The sequence below is a fragment of the Dolichospermum sp. DET69 genome (genome assembly GCA_017355425.1).
GTDB lineage: Bacteria > Cyanobacteriota > Cyanobacteriia > Cyanobacteriales > Nostocaceae > Dolichospermum.
In genome coordinates this window covers 5,455,272-5,469,370 of the sequence record CP070233.1, presented here as the reverse complement: position 1 = coordinate 5,469,370, position 14,099 = coordinate 5,455,272, and the positions used below count along the sequence as shown (strand labels likewise).

General features: G+C 37.4%; 16 protein-coding genes and 1 pseudogene. 11 read left to right on the top strand and 6 right to left on the bottom strand.

What is annotated here, in order from left to right; genetic code table 11:
• Positions 1–43: 43 nt before the first annotated feature.
• On the bottom strand, positions 44–2,011 hold the full coding sequence (htpG, locus tag EZY12_25105) for a molecular chaperone HtpG (protein ID QSX67875.1): 1,968 nt from the start codon (positions 2,009–2,011) through the stop codon (positions 44–46).
• Between the two features lie 139 nt (positions 2,012–2,150).
• On the opposite strand from htpG, the gene EZY12_25100 reads away from it, so the two are divergent.
• The 3 genes from EZY12_25100 (at position 2,151) to EZY12_25090 (ending at position 3,996) form a co-directional block, all read left to right on the top strand.
• Complete coding sequence (locus EZY12_25100) at positions 2,151–2,336, top strand: type II toxin-antitoxin system HicA family toxin (protein ID QSX70829.1); 186 nt, start codon at positions 2,151–2,153, stop codon at positions 2,334–2,336.
• The gene (locus EZY12_25095; protein QSX67874.1) at positions 2,336–2,626 is read left to right on the top strand and encodes a type II toxin-antitoxin system HicB family antitoxin; all 291 of its coding nucleotides are present in this window, start codon (positions 2,336–2,338) and stop codon (positions 2,624–2,626) included. The genes EZY12_25100 and EZY12_25095 overlap by 1 nt, the downstream gene beginning before the upstream one ends.
• A gap of 476 nt (positions 2,627–3,102) precedes the next feature.
• A complete protein-coding gene (locus EZY12_25090; GenBank protein ID QSX67873.1) occupies positions 3,103–3,996 on the top strand; it encodes a DUF4351 domain-containing protein in 894 nt (297 codons plus the stop codon).
• A gap of 110 nt (positions 3,997–4,106) precedes the next feature.
• Here EZY12_25090 and EZY12_25085 read toward each other — a convergent pair whose 3' ends face one another.
• The 3 genes from EZY12_25085 to gloA form a co-directional block, all read right to left on the bottom strand.
• Positions 4,107–4,739: a methyltransferase domain-containing protein gene (locus EZY12_25085; protein ID QSX67872.1), complete on the bottom strand. Its 633-nt coding sequence runs from the start codon at positions 4,737–4,739 to the stop codon at positions 4,107–4,109.
• A gap of 32 nt (positions 4,740–4,771) precedes the next feature.
• Positions 4,772–7,390 (bottom strand): ATP-dependent chaperone ClpB, encoded by a 2,619-nt coding sequence (clpB, locus tag EZY12_25080; GenBank protein ID QSX67871.1) that lies wholly within the window; start codon positions 7,388–7,390, stop codon positions 4,772–4,774.
• Positions 7,391–7,483: 93 nt separating this feature from the next.
• Positions 7,484–7,876 (bottom strand): lactoylglutathione lyase, encoded by a 393-nt coding sequence (gene gloA, locus EZY12_25075; protein ID QSX67870.1) that lies wholly within the window; start codon positions 7,874–7,876, stop codon positions 7,484–7,486.
• Positions 7,877–8,046: 170 nt separating this feature from the next.
• On the opposite strand from gloA, the gene EZY12_25070 reads away from it, so the two are divergent.
• The 6 genes and pseudogenes from EZY12_25070 (at position 8,047) to EZY12_25045 (ending at position 10,741) form a co-directional block, all read left to right on the top strand.
• Positions 8,047–8,631: a Uma2 family endonuclease gene (locus EZY12_25070; GenBank protein ID QSX70828.1), complete on the top strand. Its 585-nt coding sequence runs from the start codon at positions 8,047–8,049 to the stop codon at positions 8,629–8,631.
• A 27-nt stretch (positions 8,632–8,658) separates the two neighbouring features.
• Positions 8,659–9,237 (top strand): Uma2 family endonuclease, encoded by a 579-nt coding sequence (locus tag EZY12_25065; protein ID QSX67869.1) that lies wholly within the window; start codon positions 8,659–8,661, stop codon positions 9,235–9,237.
• Between the two features lie 14 nt (positions 9,238–9,251).
• Positions 9,252–9,551 carry a type II toxin-antitoxin system HigB family toxin gene (locus EZY12_25060; GenBank protein ID QSX70827.1) on the top strand — a complete coding sequence of 100 codons (300 nt, stop codon included), beginning with the start codon at positions 9,252–9,254 and terminating at the stop codon, positions 9,549–9,551.
• Entirely contained in the window at positions 9,535–9,936 is a 402-nt protein-coding gene (locus EZY12_25055; protein QSX67868.1) for a hypothetical protein, read from the top strand. Before EZY12_25060 ends, EZY12_25055 begins: the two co-directional genes overlap by 17 nt.
• Before the next feature lie 137 nt (positions 9,937–10,073).
• Positions 10,074–10,259 (top strand): annotated as a pseudogene (locus EZY12_25050) (XisI protein).
• A gap of 326 nt (positions 10,260–10,585) precedes the next feature.
• Complete coding sequence (locus EZY12_25045) at positions 10,586–10,741, top strand: hypothetical protein (protein ID QSX67867.1); 156 nt, start codon at positions 10,586–10,588, stop codon at positions 10,739–10,741.
• Between the two features lie 8 nt (positions 10,742–10,749).
• On the opposite strand, the gene EZY12_25040 is transcribed toward EZY12_25045, so the two are convergent.
• Together EZY12_25040 and EZY12_25035 are read right to left on the bottom strand one after the other, a co-directional pair.
• Positions 10,750–11,487 carry a hypothetical protein gene (locus EZY12_25040; GenBank protein QSX67866.1) on the bottom strand — a complete coding sequence of 246 codons (738 nt, stop codon included), beginning with the start codon at positions 11,485–11,487 and terminating at the stop codon, positions 10,750–10,752.
• Positions 11,488–11,841: 354 nt separating this feature from the next.
• Positions 11,842–12,441, bottom strand: coding sequence for a hypothetical protein (locus EZY12_25035; GenBank protein QSX67865.1), 600 nt, complete (start codon positions 12,439–12,441; stop codon positions 11,842–11,844).
• A 411-nt stretch (positions 12,442–12,852) separates the two neighbouring features.
• Between EZY12_25035 and EZY12_25030 the strand changes: the two genes are divergently transcribed.
• Both EZY12_25030 and EZY12_25025 read left to right on the top strand, forming a co-directional pair.
• Positions 12,853–13,308: a hypothetical protein gene (locus EZY12_25030; GenBank protein ID QSX67864.1), complete on the top strand. Its 456-nt coding sequence runs from the start codon at positions 12,853–12,855 to the stop codon at positions 13,306–13,308.
• A gap of 239 nt (positions 13,309–13,547) precedes the next feature.
• The gene (locus EZY12_25025; protein ID QSX67863.1) at positions 13,548–14,024 is read left to right on the top strand and encodes a hypothetical protein; all 477 of its coding nucleotides are present in this window, start codon (positions 13,548–13,550) and stop codon (positions 14,022–14,024) included.
• The last annotated feature ends 75 nt before the right edge of the window (positions 14,025–14,099 follow it).

The following is a 14,099-nucleotide window of genomic DNA, read 5'->3' as shown; positions in this document are numbered from 1 at the left end:
AACGTCTTTACATTCTTTGATCTAAGATGATAAAGAGTGATTTTTATTTGCTGGCTTGTTCTGTGAGTTTGGTAAGTACATCATTGGAACGTTCTACAAAAGATTTCATTCCATCTGCATCAAAGCCCTTTTGAGACATCAGTGCCAAATCATAAACGTGCTGACACATCATATTAACTAATGGATTAGACGTTGATTCACCATCACCTTGAATAATACTGCCCTGACTAAGATTAACCAGATTTTGAATTAACGGATGAGCAGTATTGATCAGTAAAATATGATCTTCAGGAAATTCAACGTTTTGCTGCTGCATCATGGCGCTCATTTCCCGCATCCGTCGCAGAAATTCAGGTAATAATACCATTGCAGGTGGTGTTCCTTGAGGGTCATCTGATTTCAAGGATTCAGTGCGGATGCTGAGTTTTGGCTTATTGAGGGCTTTCTCAAATAGTTCTTTAATGACTTCTCCTTTGGTCTTGTTGGTGGTGGGGTCAACAATTTCGCTAGTTTTGTCATCGAGGAGGGTATTGTCAAGGTCAGAGTCTACCCGTGTAAACTTCACATCTCGATATTCTTGTTCTAGGAAGTTAATGAAGTGGGTATCAATGAAGGAATCCATAAATAGGACTTCCAAACCTTGATTTTTGTGGAGTTCAATATAAGTAGCTTGACTAGCTGCATCGGTGCTATAAAATACCTTGTTTTCGTTACGTTCTTTATTACGTTCTAGGTATTCTTTGAGGGTGGTGTAGGGAATGCTAGTAGTGCTGGTTGGAGTGATATCTTGCCACGCATCACCTTCAGCAGATTGAACTTCAACGGCTGCGGTGTCGGCTGCTGGGGCTTCTAATTTGGCTGTGCTACGGAAGATGATGATATCTTCAACTTGTTTCTTGAATTTGTCATCATTGAGAACGCCAAATTTGACAAATGTTCCCAAGTCTTTCCAGGCTGTTACGTATTGTTCGCGGTTTTCGCGGTATAATTCTTTGAGTCTATCGCCGACTTTTTTGGCGATATAATCTCCAATTCTCTTAATAGTGCGATCGCCTTGTAATGCACTTCGAGAAACGTTTAAAGGTATATCAGTGCTATCAATTACCCCCCGCATAGGCATTAAAAACTGGGGAATAATTTCCTCACAGTTATCACTCACAAATACCTGATTGCAGAATAACTTAATTTGTCCTTTGGTAACATCTACATCAGGACGCATTTTCGGGAAATACAAAATCCCATTAATCACAAAAGGATAATCTGTATTTAAATGCACCCATAACAGGGGTTCTTCTTGGAAAGGATACAAGTAGCGGTAAAACTCTAAATAATCTTCTTCTTTGAGATTATTGGGAGATTCACGCCATGCCGCTTTTTGTTTATTTAAAACTTCCCCATCCATCTTAATGGGAACTGACATGAAATCACAATAAGTCTTGACAAGATTCTTGATTCGTGCTGGCTCTAGAAATTCCTCTTCTTCCCCTTCTAAAGTCAGGATAATCGTAGTTCCGCGAGTGGTGCGAGGAGATTCATCTAAGATAAATTTAGGTGAACCATCACAACTCCAACGGACAGCTTGTGCGCCTTCTTGGTAAGATAAAGTATCAATTTCTACTTGTTTTGCCACCATAAAGGAAGAGTAGAAACCCAAACCGAAATGACCGATAATCGGTTGATCTGCTTTCCCTTCATACTTATTAATAAATTCTTCAGCACTAGAGAAAGCAACTTGGTTAATATATTTTTTTACTTCCTCTGCTGTCATACCAATGCCATTATCAGTAATGGAAAGGGTTTTGTTGTCCTTATCAATACTAATTGTAATTTCTGGTTCGCCAATTTCGCCATTGTATTCCCCAGCGCGGGATACCATGTTTAACTTTTGGATAGCGTCTACCGCGTTGGATACCAATTCCCGCAAGAAGATTTGATGATCTGAGTAGAGAGACTTCTTGATAATCGGGAAAATATTATCGGTATGAATACTGATATTGCCTTGTTCTAGCATAGTTATCCGTTAGTTTTAGTTGCGTGCTGATAATTTGTGAAAATCAATTTTCCGTGATTTTATCGCTTTTGGGGTCAGGAATACCTGCTGATTATGATTCGGATTACACTACCATCTGTGAGGATTTAAATTTATGATGATGAAAGTACGAGAAGTCATCAATTTGCTTGAATCAGATGGTTGGTATTTAGCAGGAACAGAAGGTAGTCATCGCCAGTTTAAACATCCAACAAAATTAGGTAAAGTAACTGTATCAGGCAAAACAAGTGATGATGTCCGCAAAGGAACGTTAGCAAGTATTCTCAGACAAGCAGGACTCAAATAATGGATAAATATCTGATCGTTTTAGAAAAAACTGCAACAGGATTTTCCGCATACTCTCCTGATGTATGGGGTTGTATTGCTACAGGTGAAACACTGGAAAAAACTTTAAAGAATATGCGTTCAGCTTTGGTTTATCATCTTCAAGATAGCGAATCAGTTCCCCAGCCTCGTGGTATTGATGCCTATTTAGATGCGCTACGTGAGTCAGAGGGTGAGGAATTTTATTTAACGCATATTGATGTGATTCCTCTAAGTATTTTAACTCAAGAGGCTGCAAAAAACAGATTGTAGTAATTATTGAATCGCCCCCTAACCCCCAGAATTGGGGGAACAAGAATTTTCAAAGTCCCCCAGAATTGGGGGATTTAGGGGGCGAAATAGTCCGATACGAAGACAGGTAGGAATTGTGCGTACACCAGATCAAAGTCTCCCTTTTTAAGGGAGATTTAGAGGGATCTAAAACTTTTGATCCCGACAACAGAACTTTTTAAACATCCTCTTAGGCTGAAAATATAGCTAAACAAGTGTTAGCAATATACCAAGAAGATTAAATCAACACCCAAGTACGCACACGTCGCCAAAATAAGAGAACAAAACACTTGACAACTGATTTAAAATTTGTTATCATAAAATTGATAAGGAAGAACTATCTTGCAAAATAATGGGTTAAATAATCAGGTCATGCAACAAGATTCCGAAAATGTGAGGTTTTCTTCCGTCTACTCAATTTATATTATCTGTGGAATCAATCTAAAATCTAAAATTGAATGACCCGTTTTATCCATGACCAATTTGCCAAGGACTATTTAGAGGAACTACTCACACCTTTTGGAACAGTCGAAGCACCCAGTAATCTAGCTGGAGAAATCAGAGAAATAGATGTATTGTTTTCGCCTACAAACACAAAAACAGCCGACATCGAAATATTAGGATTGTTAGGTAAACTAATAACAACACCCGCTATCTTTGAACCCTATCGCAATCCAGCCTCCAAAGAAGAAATCTGTGATTGTCTGTTAAAATTATTAGAAGTAAGAGGCGCATCACAACGAGAAGCCAAACGTAACAAAAATCCTCAAGCTTCAATAGAAGCAACAAAGTTATGGATTCTTACCCCCACAGCTTCACAAACCTTATTATTGGGATTTAGAGCCACAGAAAACAGCCATTGGCCAGCAGGAATATACTTTTTAGCAGATTACTTGAATACAGCAATTGTCGTCATTCATCAATTACCACGTACTCCTGAAACCCTCTGGTTAAGACTATTAGGACGAGAAACAGTCCAAAAACAAGCAATTGATGAATTAAAAACATTACCCAGTAACTATCCTTTCCAAAAAGCTACCATAGGATTAGTTTACAACCTCCAAAAAACTTTAAATATTAATAACAGTTCAGACCTAGAAGATAAGGAGTTGATTATGCGTTTAACCCCATATTACCAACAAGATAGAGAACAAGCCATACAAGAAGGACTACAACAAGGAGAAGAACGTCTAGTGATCCGTCAACTTAATCGCCGATTTGGTGAAATTGAACCATCATTAATTGAACAGATTCAAACTCTATCCGTAGAAAAATTGGAGAATTTAGGAGAAGCATTATTAGACTTTTCAGAAGTTATAGATTTGGAAAATTGGTTAAAGGCACACAAATAAACACCCTCTAAGATTGCAGAATTTTCATTAAAACTAGCAAAATATCCTCCTCATTCGCTGGAACACGATATAAATCAAGGTCTTGTGGTAATTAGCCTGGGAAGAACTTGTTATTTATTTTTTTCTAAAATCAAAAAGTAGTGATATGGGAAAGTAGGATCAACATATTCTTCCTTCACACTCAAACCAGCTTTAGCAACAGAGTCTAAAATCCGTTTTTTAGGATATCCTTTCAATCCCATTTCCCAATAGTGTTCATCACAAAGTGGTATTGTTCCCCAAAATTTGGGTATTTCCCATAGTAAATGTCTGGCTTTAAGTAAAAAGGAAGTTTTGATTTGTAATGACAGATATTCAGTAGTATTAGGAATAGAAATAACCAAATATTTCTTAGTGAATGTGGCGAGTTTTTGCAATGCTAATTCTGACTTTTCATAAGGAAAATGTTCTAGTACCTGAAACAGAACAATTGCATCAAACTTATCTTTTGGTAATGTAAAATCCTCCGTCAAATCCAAAATTATATCTGATTTAAGGCTGGGGTCAATGTCAGCAGTGGTTACGTTATAGTTACTTTGTCTGAGTATTTCTGTGAGTAAAGAATTAAAAATCCCAATTTCCAGGACATTTTTAACTTCATTACCTAATGAAAACAATAACCGCGACTGATGATGATAACTAATAAATCTCTCCTTAGAAAGATATTGCGAACTTGTAATTCCTAATGAAGAAATCAATTCCATGTAAAACTCCTATTTGATTATTAACAATTCATTTAAGGTTTTTTACTAAAACTTAACCCAGTTTCAACTTTATCAATGATAATAGTATCACCAGAAACAAAAGTATTTTCCAGTAACTTGGTAGCCAGAGGATTTTCTACCTCTCGCTGAATAGACCGTTTTAATGGACGTGCGCCGTAAACAGGATCATAGCCAGCTTCTACAAGATGTTCACAAGCGGCTTGAGATATCTCAAAAGAGATTTTTTGTTCTTTGAGGAGATTTTCTACCCGTTTCAGTTGAATGCGGATAATATGCCCCATTTCTGAACGGTTAAGAGTGTGGAAAAGAATTAAATCATCAATGCGGTTCAGGAATTCGGGACGGAAGTGACTTCGCAAACCTTCCATAACTCTATTTCGCATCAAATCATACTTGGAATCATCACCAGCTACATCCAAAATATGTTCACTACCAATATTGCTAGTCATTACTATGACAGTATTTCGGAAATCTACGGCTCTACCTTGGGAATCAGTAACTCTACCATCATCTAACACTTGTAGCAAAATATTAAATACATCGGGGTGAGCTTTTTCCACTTCATCTAAAAGCACAACCGAGTAAGGATGTCTGCGAATTGCTTCCGAAAGTTGTCCCCCTTCTTCATAACCCACATATCCAGGAGGCGCACCGACAAGACGGGAAACGGAATGTTTCTCCATGTATTCGGACATATCCAACCGCACCAAAGCATCATCAGAATCAAAGAGAAACTGAGCTAAGGCGCGGGCGAGTTCAGTTTTACCTACGCCAGTTGGTCCCATAAACAAGAATGAACCAATAGGTCGAGAGGGGTCTTTCATCCCTGCACGGGCGCGACGAATTGCCGCAGAGACGGCGGAAACAGCTTCTTCTTGACCAATTACTCGTTCATGTAAATGACTTTCTAGTTGTAGTAATTTCTGCCGTTCTGATGCCAAAAGCCGATTTACGGGGATTCCTGTCCATTTAGCCACGATTTCGGCAATATCGGCTTCTGTTACCTGTTCGCGCAGCAGGGTAGAACCTTGGCTTTGCATTTGTAATAGTTGCGCTTCTTTAACTTCGCGTTCTCTCTGCACTCCCTCTAATTTACCAAACTTGAGTTGAGCAGCTTTGTTTAAATCATAGTCCCGTTCTGCTTGTTCAATTTGCACCCGCAGTGCGTCTTCTTCTTTTTTTAAACTGCTAATAGATTCTAATATCTGTTTTTCCCCTTGCCATTGTTCATTAAATATTTGCTGTTTAACTGTTAAACTGGCAATTTCTGCCTGAATCCGTTCTAATCGTTCTTTGGTTGGGGAAATACTCTGTTCTTCTCCAGATAATGACAGCTTTTCCATTTCTAGCTGCATTAAACGCCGGTCAATAGTTTCTAATTCCGCAGGTTTAGATGTAATCTCCATTTTTAATTTCGCTGCGGCTTCGTCTACTAAGTCTATCGCTTTGTCTGGTAGAAATCTATCAGCAATATAACGCGCTGATAAGGTTGCCGCAGCAACTAAAGCGGAATCAGAAATTTTCACATTATGATGTACTTCATAACGTTCTTTTAAACCTCGCAAAATCGAAATTGTATTTTCTACAGTTGGTTGATCTACATATACTTGTTGAAATCTTCTTTCTAATGCCGCATCTTTTTCAATAAATTTGCGATATTCATCTAAGGTAGTTGCACCAATACAACGCAATTCACCTCGCGCTAACATTGGTTTGAGTAAGTTACCCGCATCCATTGAACCTTGTTGATTGGAACCAGCCCCAACAACAGTATGTAGTTCATCAATAAAGAGGACTACTTGCCCATTCGATTCCGTAACTTCACGGAGGACATTTTTTAAACGGTCTTCAAATTCACCTCTATATTTTGCGCCAGCAATCAGGCTACCGATATCTAAAGAGATTAATTGGCGATTCTTCAAAGACTCAGGAACATCACCATTTACCATTCTTTGTGCTAATGCCTCAGCGATCGCAGTTTTCCCAACTCCCGGCTCACCAATTAACACAGGGTTATTTTTGCTACGTCGAGACAATACCTGAATTACCCGCCGAATTTCATCATCTCTCCCAATCACAGGATCTAATTTTCCTGCTTTTGCTTGTTCTGTCAAATCTCGTCCAAATCTTTTTAAAGCTTCCTCTTGCACATCCGCTTCTGCTTTTGGTGATGCTTTGATTTGAGGAGTAGCGCGAACAGATTTAACCCCAAGTTCTACCTGAGCAATATCTATATTCAAGCTTTTGAATAACCTTCTACCAACCCGTTCATCATTACCAAACGCTAAAATTATATGCCCTTCTGAAATCTCCTCTTCTCTCATTTTGGTTCTAATTTCATCGGCTTTATCTAAGAGTAAATCTAAATTTCGCCCCAGGTAAAGTTGATCACTTTTACCAACCTTGGGTTGACGTTGGGTAAAAGCCTCTAGTTGTTGTTTGAACCGGACAGAATCAACTCCCGCACGGGTGAGAATGGCTGTAGCTAGGCTGGTAGGTTCTTCTAAAAGAGCGAGGATTAAATGTTCAACTTCTAACTGTTGTTGTTTATAAGCACGAACCACGTCTTGGGATTTTGTTACCGCTTCCCAGGCTGTATCAGTAAATTTATCAGGATCTGTAGGCTGCATTTGTAAAATTTTAGATTTTAGACTTGTAATTTAAGTTTAGGGGGGGAATTGGGTAATGGGTAAAGAAGTTCTCTTCCTACCCTCTACCCTCAACTATTCTGGAGTTTTCAATTGAATCAATTCAACTTTATAACCATCTGGATCTTCCACGAAAGCTATTACGGTTGAACCATGTTTCATTGGTCCCGGTTCTCGAACTACTTTACCACCCAGTTGTTTAATAGTCTCACAGGTAGCGTAAATATCATCCACACCCAAAGCGATATGACCATAGGCATTACCTAAATCATACTTTTCTACGCCCCAGTTGTGGGTGAGTTCTAAAACTGAGTGATCACTTTCTTCTCCATAACCGACAAAAGCCAGGGTAAATTCTCCACTGGGATAGTCTTTCCGTCGGAGTAACTTCATTTCCAGAACTTCACAGTAAAATTTCAAAGACTCTTCTAAGTTACCTACCCGTAGCATGGTGTGTAGTAATCGCATATTTACTTATCCTTGATTCAATTTCTATATTTTATCTCTGATAGGGAATTTTCTCGAAGGCTGCGTTTAATTCTGCTGATGATTGCTCAATCGTTGGTAATTCTATATTAACTAATTTTAGCTATAGTTTGTGATAAAATTGATTCTAATTTCAGATGGAGGAAATAATGATGATTTCATCACCTTTGATATTACATTTTCCCTCATCAATGCTAATAACAGATGATCAGTTTTTTGATTTCTGTCGAGAAAACCGGGAATTACGCATTGAAAGAAATCAATTTGGAGATATATTAATTATGTCTCCAGTAGATTCAGAAACAGGAAATCGAGAATTTCATATTATTGGACAGCTAAGTGTTTGGTCAGAAAAAGATGGAACGGGAATTGGGTTTTCTTCCAATACAGGTTTTAAATTGTCCACGGGTGCAGAACGTTCTCCTGATGCTTCCTGGATAAAATTATCAAGATGGAATAAACTCACATCAGCACAACAAAAAAAGTTTGCTCCTATTTGTCCTGATTTTGTCATCGAGTTAAGGTCAGCTTCTGATAATTGGCAGCTTTTAAAAGAGAAAATGCAGGAATATATGCAAGAACCAGGAATACAATTAGGTTTATTAATTGACCGCAAAAATCGCCGAGTTTATGTTTATCGTCCTGGAGAAATAGAGGAATGTTTAGAAAATCCCAATACTGTCAGTTGTGAACCTGTTTTACCGGGGTTTGTTTTGAATATGGGGAAAATTTGGTAGTCATAAAATCAATTAAAGGAAATCATTATGCTTTCATCTCCCTTAATGTTACAAATGCCATCATCAATGACAGATGATCAGTTTTTTGAATTTTGTCAACTAAATCGTGATTTACGCATTGAGAGAAATCAATTTGGAGATATATCAATTATGTCACCCGCAGGTTCAGAAACAGGAAATCGAGAAGGTAGAATCATTCAACAATTAATGAATTGGACAGATGAAAATGGAACAGGAATAGCATTTTCATCAAGCACAGGATTTACACTTTCCACAGGTGCAAAACGCTCTCCTGATGCTTCTTGGATAAAATTATCAAGGTGGAATAAACTTATATCAGCACAACAAAAAAAGTTTGCTCCTATTTGTCCTGATTTTGTGGTTGAATTAAGGTCAGCTTCTGATAATTTGCAGCCTTTAAAAGAGAAAATGCAGGAATATATGCAAGAACCAGGCATACAATTAGGTTTATTAATTGACCGTAAAAATCGCCGAGTTTATGTTTATCGTCCTGGACAAATAGAGGAATGTTTAGAAAATCCTGATACTGTGAATTGTGAAGCTGTTTTACCGGGGTTTGTTTTGAATATGGATAAAATTTGGTAGTTATCAACAAGAAGATGCACGTTATTAGTTTTAGAATAGTAAGAGAATATGCAGAAAATCATGCAGATTGTCAGGAATCACTGAACAACTGGTATAAGATTGCTAGTAAAGCTAAATGGTCAAATTTAGTTGAAGTACAGCAGGTGTTTCCGAAAACTGAAGCTGTTAGGAATTTTACAGTTTTCAATATTAAAGGCAATAAATACCGTTTGATTGTTAGCATAGATTACGAAGGTCAATTAATTTATATTAAATATATCCTCACTCACGCAGAATACGATAAGGACAATTGGAAAAATGACCCTTACTTTTAATCCAGAGAAATACAAGGAATTATTAACAGCATATCTTCCTAAAATTATCAAAACTGAAGCAGAAAATGAACAAGCTTTAGCTATTGTGGAAGATTTAATGCACCGAAAACGCTGTCCTGAAGAAGATGAGCTTTATGAATTATTAATTACTTTAATTAAAAAATTTGAACAAGAATATTATCAGATTAATCAACAACATGATCCTCAATCTATGTTGTTATTTCTTTTGGAACAATCTGATAAAAGCAAAGTTGATTTACAAGCGGTTTTGGGTTCAGAAAGCGTAGTTGATAACATTTTCAATGGAAAGCAGAAAATAACTTTAGAGTTAGCGCAAAAACTGGGAGATTTTTTTCATGTAGAAGCAGGTTTATTTCATAAATAGGATTTATATAAGTAGGTATACATAATAAAAACGATATATGTTTAGTTTTGTAAAAACGGTGAAACAACCTATTTGTAAGACATTCATTGAATTTACATTTCGTCACATACCTTTAATTTTTTCTGTTTACTTACTTAACAGGTAGAGTTCATGCAGTGGTGTTTCATTTGCGAATGATTGATGGTGAAATCTGCATTGAATGGGATGGTACAGAAAGGGGAATAACTGCGGAATTATTGGAATTAGGAGTAGGAAAGGATGATATTATTTTAGGGTTTATTCGTCCTGAATATCGGCAGTTTAGTGATTTTTCTGTGGCTTAATATAAGGTTTTGATTGAAAATAAATAATTTATTCCGCTAAAAGGCCATGATGCTGATAAATGCAATCGCTGATGGTGTCCGCTTCATAAGTAATTTGTAATTAAAAGTTAATCATAAACAATACCTTGTCCAAATTAGAAAAAGCCTTGATTTGTAGGTTGGGTTGAAGCATGAAACCCAACAAATGCGTTGGGTTGCGCTGTCGCTTAACCCAACCTATAGAAAATGGACAAGGTATTGATAAACTATTAATTTATACAATTTGCAAATTTTATACCGCATTTTGAGTAATAAAGATTTATCCTTTGATGAGATTACGAGAATTTTTGAAAAGTCTAGATGAAAAAGGTGCTTTTATGCTTCTGAGTAACTCAGACCCCAAAAATCAAGATATCGAAGATGACTTCTTTGAAACAGCTTATGCTGGTTATCGAATAGAAAGAGTTAAAGCATCACGCTCTATAAACATTCAACACTTCTGATCTAGACCCTAATAAGCTTTCTGTCCAGGTAAGTTACCTGGAGGAGCATAGTGGCAAACCAGAAACTGATATTGATTAGTTTTAGCCAGTCCACATCCTACTTTTTGAGTATTACGCCAAACTATTTGAGTATAGTGACCAACGTTCTGCCAATTACCAGTGGTACTGATCGCACTTCCCTTCTCCTTAGCATCGAACACCGCATTTCTGAACTTTTGCTTTTCGCTACCCCAGCCATCTACCATCTGAGTCAACGAGTCAGTTAAAAAGCCTTGGCTAATATTTTCTCCCCCTCTACTATGATCTTTCATAGTTATACCAGTACCATCTTTGTGGCGATTAGCTACTTGATTAGCCCATTTTTGAGCAGACTGCTCTAGATCATCAGACCATTCTAGAGGTGGAACTCCTACTGATCGACGATATTTATTATGAGCTTCCAGTAGCTCGCGACGATTTATATTATAAGGATGATCAGGGCCTACGGAGCAATTCAAATCTGCCATTTGTTTTTGTATTTGCTGCCTTTCTTGAAACCATCTCACGTATGTCGTACTGATTCCATAATGTGTTTTGAGATACTCATTCATCCAAGATGATAGTTGTTTATACCGCCCTGCTAACTGATCACACTTTGGGTTCTGTGCGATTTGAATGATATTATTAGGATTTGCTGGAGATATTCTTGGAAAAGTAAAAAATGCTGTGAGTAATATGATTTTTGCAGTTATTAATAAAGGTTTCATAACGACTCTTGTTTTTTAAGTGAAATTTACGGTAGTGATCCGGAAGTAGTGAAAGAGTTAAAAGTTAAGAACTGGTGAATGGTATTTTGATAAGATGCCGTAAGTAGGTGAACATAAAAAATTAAAGGTATGTAAAGAAAAGTAAAATCTCCCAAAACCTCTTCATTCTTGCATGAGTGCCTCTTGCCTCTTGCCTTGCCATAACGACAATTTTCAATGCTAACCTACTTAATAGCGTAGATTGAAGGTTCGTGCCACCAAATGCAGCCTATGGCTATAAACCTTAGACAGCAGCAGTTACAGAGATTGATACGAAATTTAAACGCGATCGCAAAAAGAAGCAAATTGTTGTGATCACGGCAAGAAAATTGTATTTTCTCCCACTAAAGGGGGATTTCCTTTTAATAAAATCAGAGTCCAGTAGGTATAGCCATCTCCCTGACATTGAAAACTTCCTACTCCCATTTGTGTAAAACGACTATCTAGCATATTTGCTCTGTGTCCAGAAGAGCCTTTCCACCACTCAACCGGCGAACCTGAACCCCAAAAAATATTTTCAGCTACATCTTCAGTTAACCTAGTATGTCCTGCATCTCTGAGTCGTTCAATTGGACTTCTGCCATTTATAGTATGAAGAATACGACGGTTCTTGATTGTTCTCTCTTTTTCAGCAAGACGATAATTGCACATAGTTTGGCTATAACTCCTAGCTGCTTCTGATGCTATGGAATCACAAGGTAACAAGCTTTTTTTCTCCTCATTACGAAATTTATTGACTCCATCCAGAACCCCCTTTTCTTCAGAAGTTGTGACATTATTGCACCAATAACCAAATAAGAGAGTTCCACCACTGGTTCTTCCTACTGTGGCAATAACCTCTTGCGTTAAACCAAGCACTGACATACCAGTTATTACAGTGGCAACTCCGAGCAGTAATATTTTTTTAGCATTCATATATAGCCCCTACTTTTAGAACATCCTCTTACAAAAGTTAAAACATCCCCTAACAAAAGAATCATCTATCAATAGCAGTAATCAAAACTATCGCTACAGCAATAGATGCTATACCTTTGATAAGCATTTTCTTCTTATAGAAGTGATGTGATAGAAATGATGTGATGATGTCTACCTATGGTGTTAACTTTCACAGCTTTAGCTATCTTGCTGAAGGCATAACATTTTGTTAGAGATTTACTCACATTAGCTAGATGAAAAATCAAACATTTGTTCGGTAGAGTAGAAAAGAACTGAATTCAAAAATGCTGCTGTAAGCCTTGAACTACTTACCGGATAGCTAAAAATTAAAATTTTTCCTTGTTGAACTCGCCAATCGTTGCTTTTTTCCCGCTTGAATAGGAGGTATTTATGAAAAGCGGTTGGATTACTTCGATTCCCTTAGTTTGTTTGATTTCTGCAACTTTGATTTCCATCCCTACAACTGCTCAGTCCGTAAATCAGGCTGAGTGGAGTGGTCGATGGTCATGCAATCTCGATGGTCGTCCCGCAGTAATAGAACTAACAGGAAATAGAGACCCTAATACGTGTTTGTTCGACAAACAAGCTGGTGAATTTGTCTGTACTCTTATAGGTACATCCACTAATATAGCTGGGCGTTTGAGTGATAATGGAGGTTCTTGGCAAACTATTTATACTAGACCTTTTTACCCTGAACGGGGTGAACTTCCAAAATATAATCATGTGATTCCATTGAGATTAAACAACGAGCCTTGGTTACTACTGATGCATACTTGGAACAAGAGGTACATGAGCGGCTACACCACTTGGCGTGGTAGGGCATTTGGTATACAGTGCAATAGGTAAGATATTGGGTGGTCGCCGAGATACCTGCAATTGCAGATTGGGTAAGTTTGCTTTGGATCTGGAGTAAGTATCGCTTCCACTTTTATTTGATGTCACTACCAATAACGTCGTGTACCCATTGTGAAGGCACGTGAGTTTTTATAAAGATAGTAATTAATATCACTTATTTATCATTTCTCTTTAGGGGTTAAACATTGTTTAATCCTTAAAAACAATCCTATTTATACGATGTTAATATTATGCTCAAAAAGATTGTTTATTGTTTGCTATGTTCATCTTTCTTAGTTCCCCTATCAGGTCAACCAGCTAATGCCATTCCCCTGAATCCCATTCTAGATCAGGTAGGTAGAGTAATCATAGAACGATCATTAGGAATTAATAGCAATTCACTATATCCTGTCAATATTTACCCTGGAGGTTCAAGTAATAGCTATCCTTCAAATTATCCACCTCAATCGTCTGGACAACCTGTAGTTATGCCTCAAGAACAAAATCCTTATAATACTTATCCTCCACAACCTTATCAACAACCACAACAGCAGTATTATCCGCAGCAAACTTATCAACAACAGCAACAGCCATATTATCCGCAGCAAATTTACCCACAACAGCAACAGCCATATTATCCTAATCCGCAACCATTCATTTATAATCCTACTTTTGTTTTTCCACCTAATCAATCAAGTCCACCAGTGATTAATATTAATAATCATTGATTGAATATCAGGCGGTGCTTGGATTAAATATTTATGAAAAGCGATTACTCTCTAGCCACATTGACTTTAAAAGAG

Coding starts and splice junctions, on each gene's coding strand:
- htpG (QSX67875.1), bottom strand. CDS start 2,011: ATGCTAGAACAAGGCAATATCAGTATTCATACCGATAATATTTTCCCG.
- EZY12_25100 (QSX70829.1), top strand. CDS start 2,151: ATGAAAGTACGAGAAGTCATCAATTTGCTTGAATCAGATGGTTGGTAT.
- EZY12_25095 (QSX67874.1), top strand. CDS start 2,336: ATGGATAAATATCTGATCGTTTTAGAAAAAACTGCAACAGGATTTTCC.
- EZY12_25090 (QSX67873.1), top strand. CDS start 3,103: ATGACCCGTTTTATCCATGACCAATTTGCCAAGGACTATTTAGAGGAA.
- EZY12_25085 (QSX67872.1), bottom strand. CDS start 4,739: ATGGAATTGATTTCTTCATTAGGAATTACAAGTTCGCAATATCTTTCT.
- clpB (QSX67871.1), bottom strand. CDS start 7,390: ATGCAGCCTACAGATCCTGATAAATTTACTGATACAGCCTGGGAAGCG.
- gloA (QSX67870.1), bottom strand. CDS start 7,876: ATGCGATTACTACACACCATGCTACGGGTAGGTAACTTAGAAGAGTCT.
- EZY12_25070 (QSX70828.1), top strand. CDS start 8,047: ATGATTTCATCACCTTTGATATTACATTTTCCCTCATCAATGCTAATA.
- EZY12_25065 (QSX67869.1), top strand. CDS start 8,659: ATGCTTTCATCTCCCTTAATGTTACAAATGCCATCATCAATGACAGAT.
- EZY12_25060 (QSX70827.1), top strand. CDS start 9,252: ATGCACGTTATTAGTTTTAGAATAGTAAGAGAATATGCAGAAAATCAT.
- EZY12_25055 (QSX67868.1), top strand. CDS start 9,535: ATGACCCTTACTTTTAATCCAGAGAAATACAAGGAATTATTAACAGCA.
- EZY12_25040 (QSX67866.1), bottom strand. CDS start 11,487: ATGAAACCTTTATTAATAACTGCAAAAATCATATTACTCACAGCATTT.
- EZY12_25035 (QSX67865.1), bottom strand. CDS start 12,441: ATGAATGCTAAAAAAATATTACTGCTCGGAGTTGCCACTGTAATAACT.
- EZY12_25030 (QSX67864.1), top strand. CDS start 12,853: ATGAAAAGCGGTTGGATTACTTCGATTCCCTTAGTTTGTTTGATTTCT.
- EZY12_25025 (QSX67863.1), top strand. CDS start 13,548: ATGCTCAAAAAGATTGTTTATTGTTTGCTATGTTCATCTTTCTTAGTT.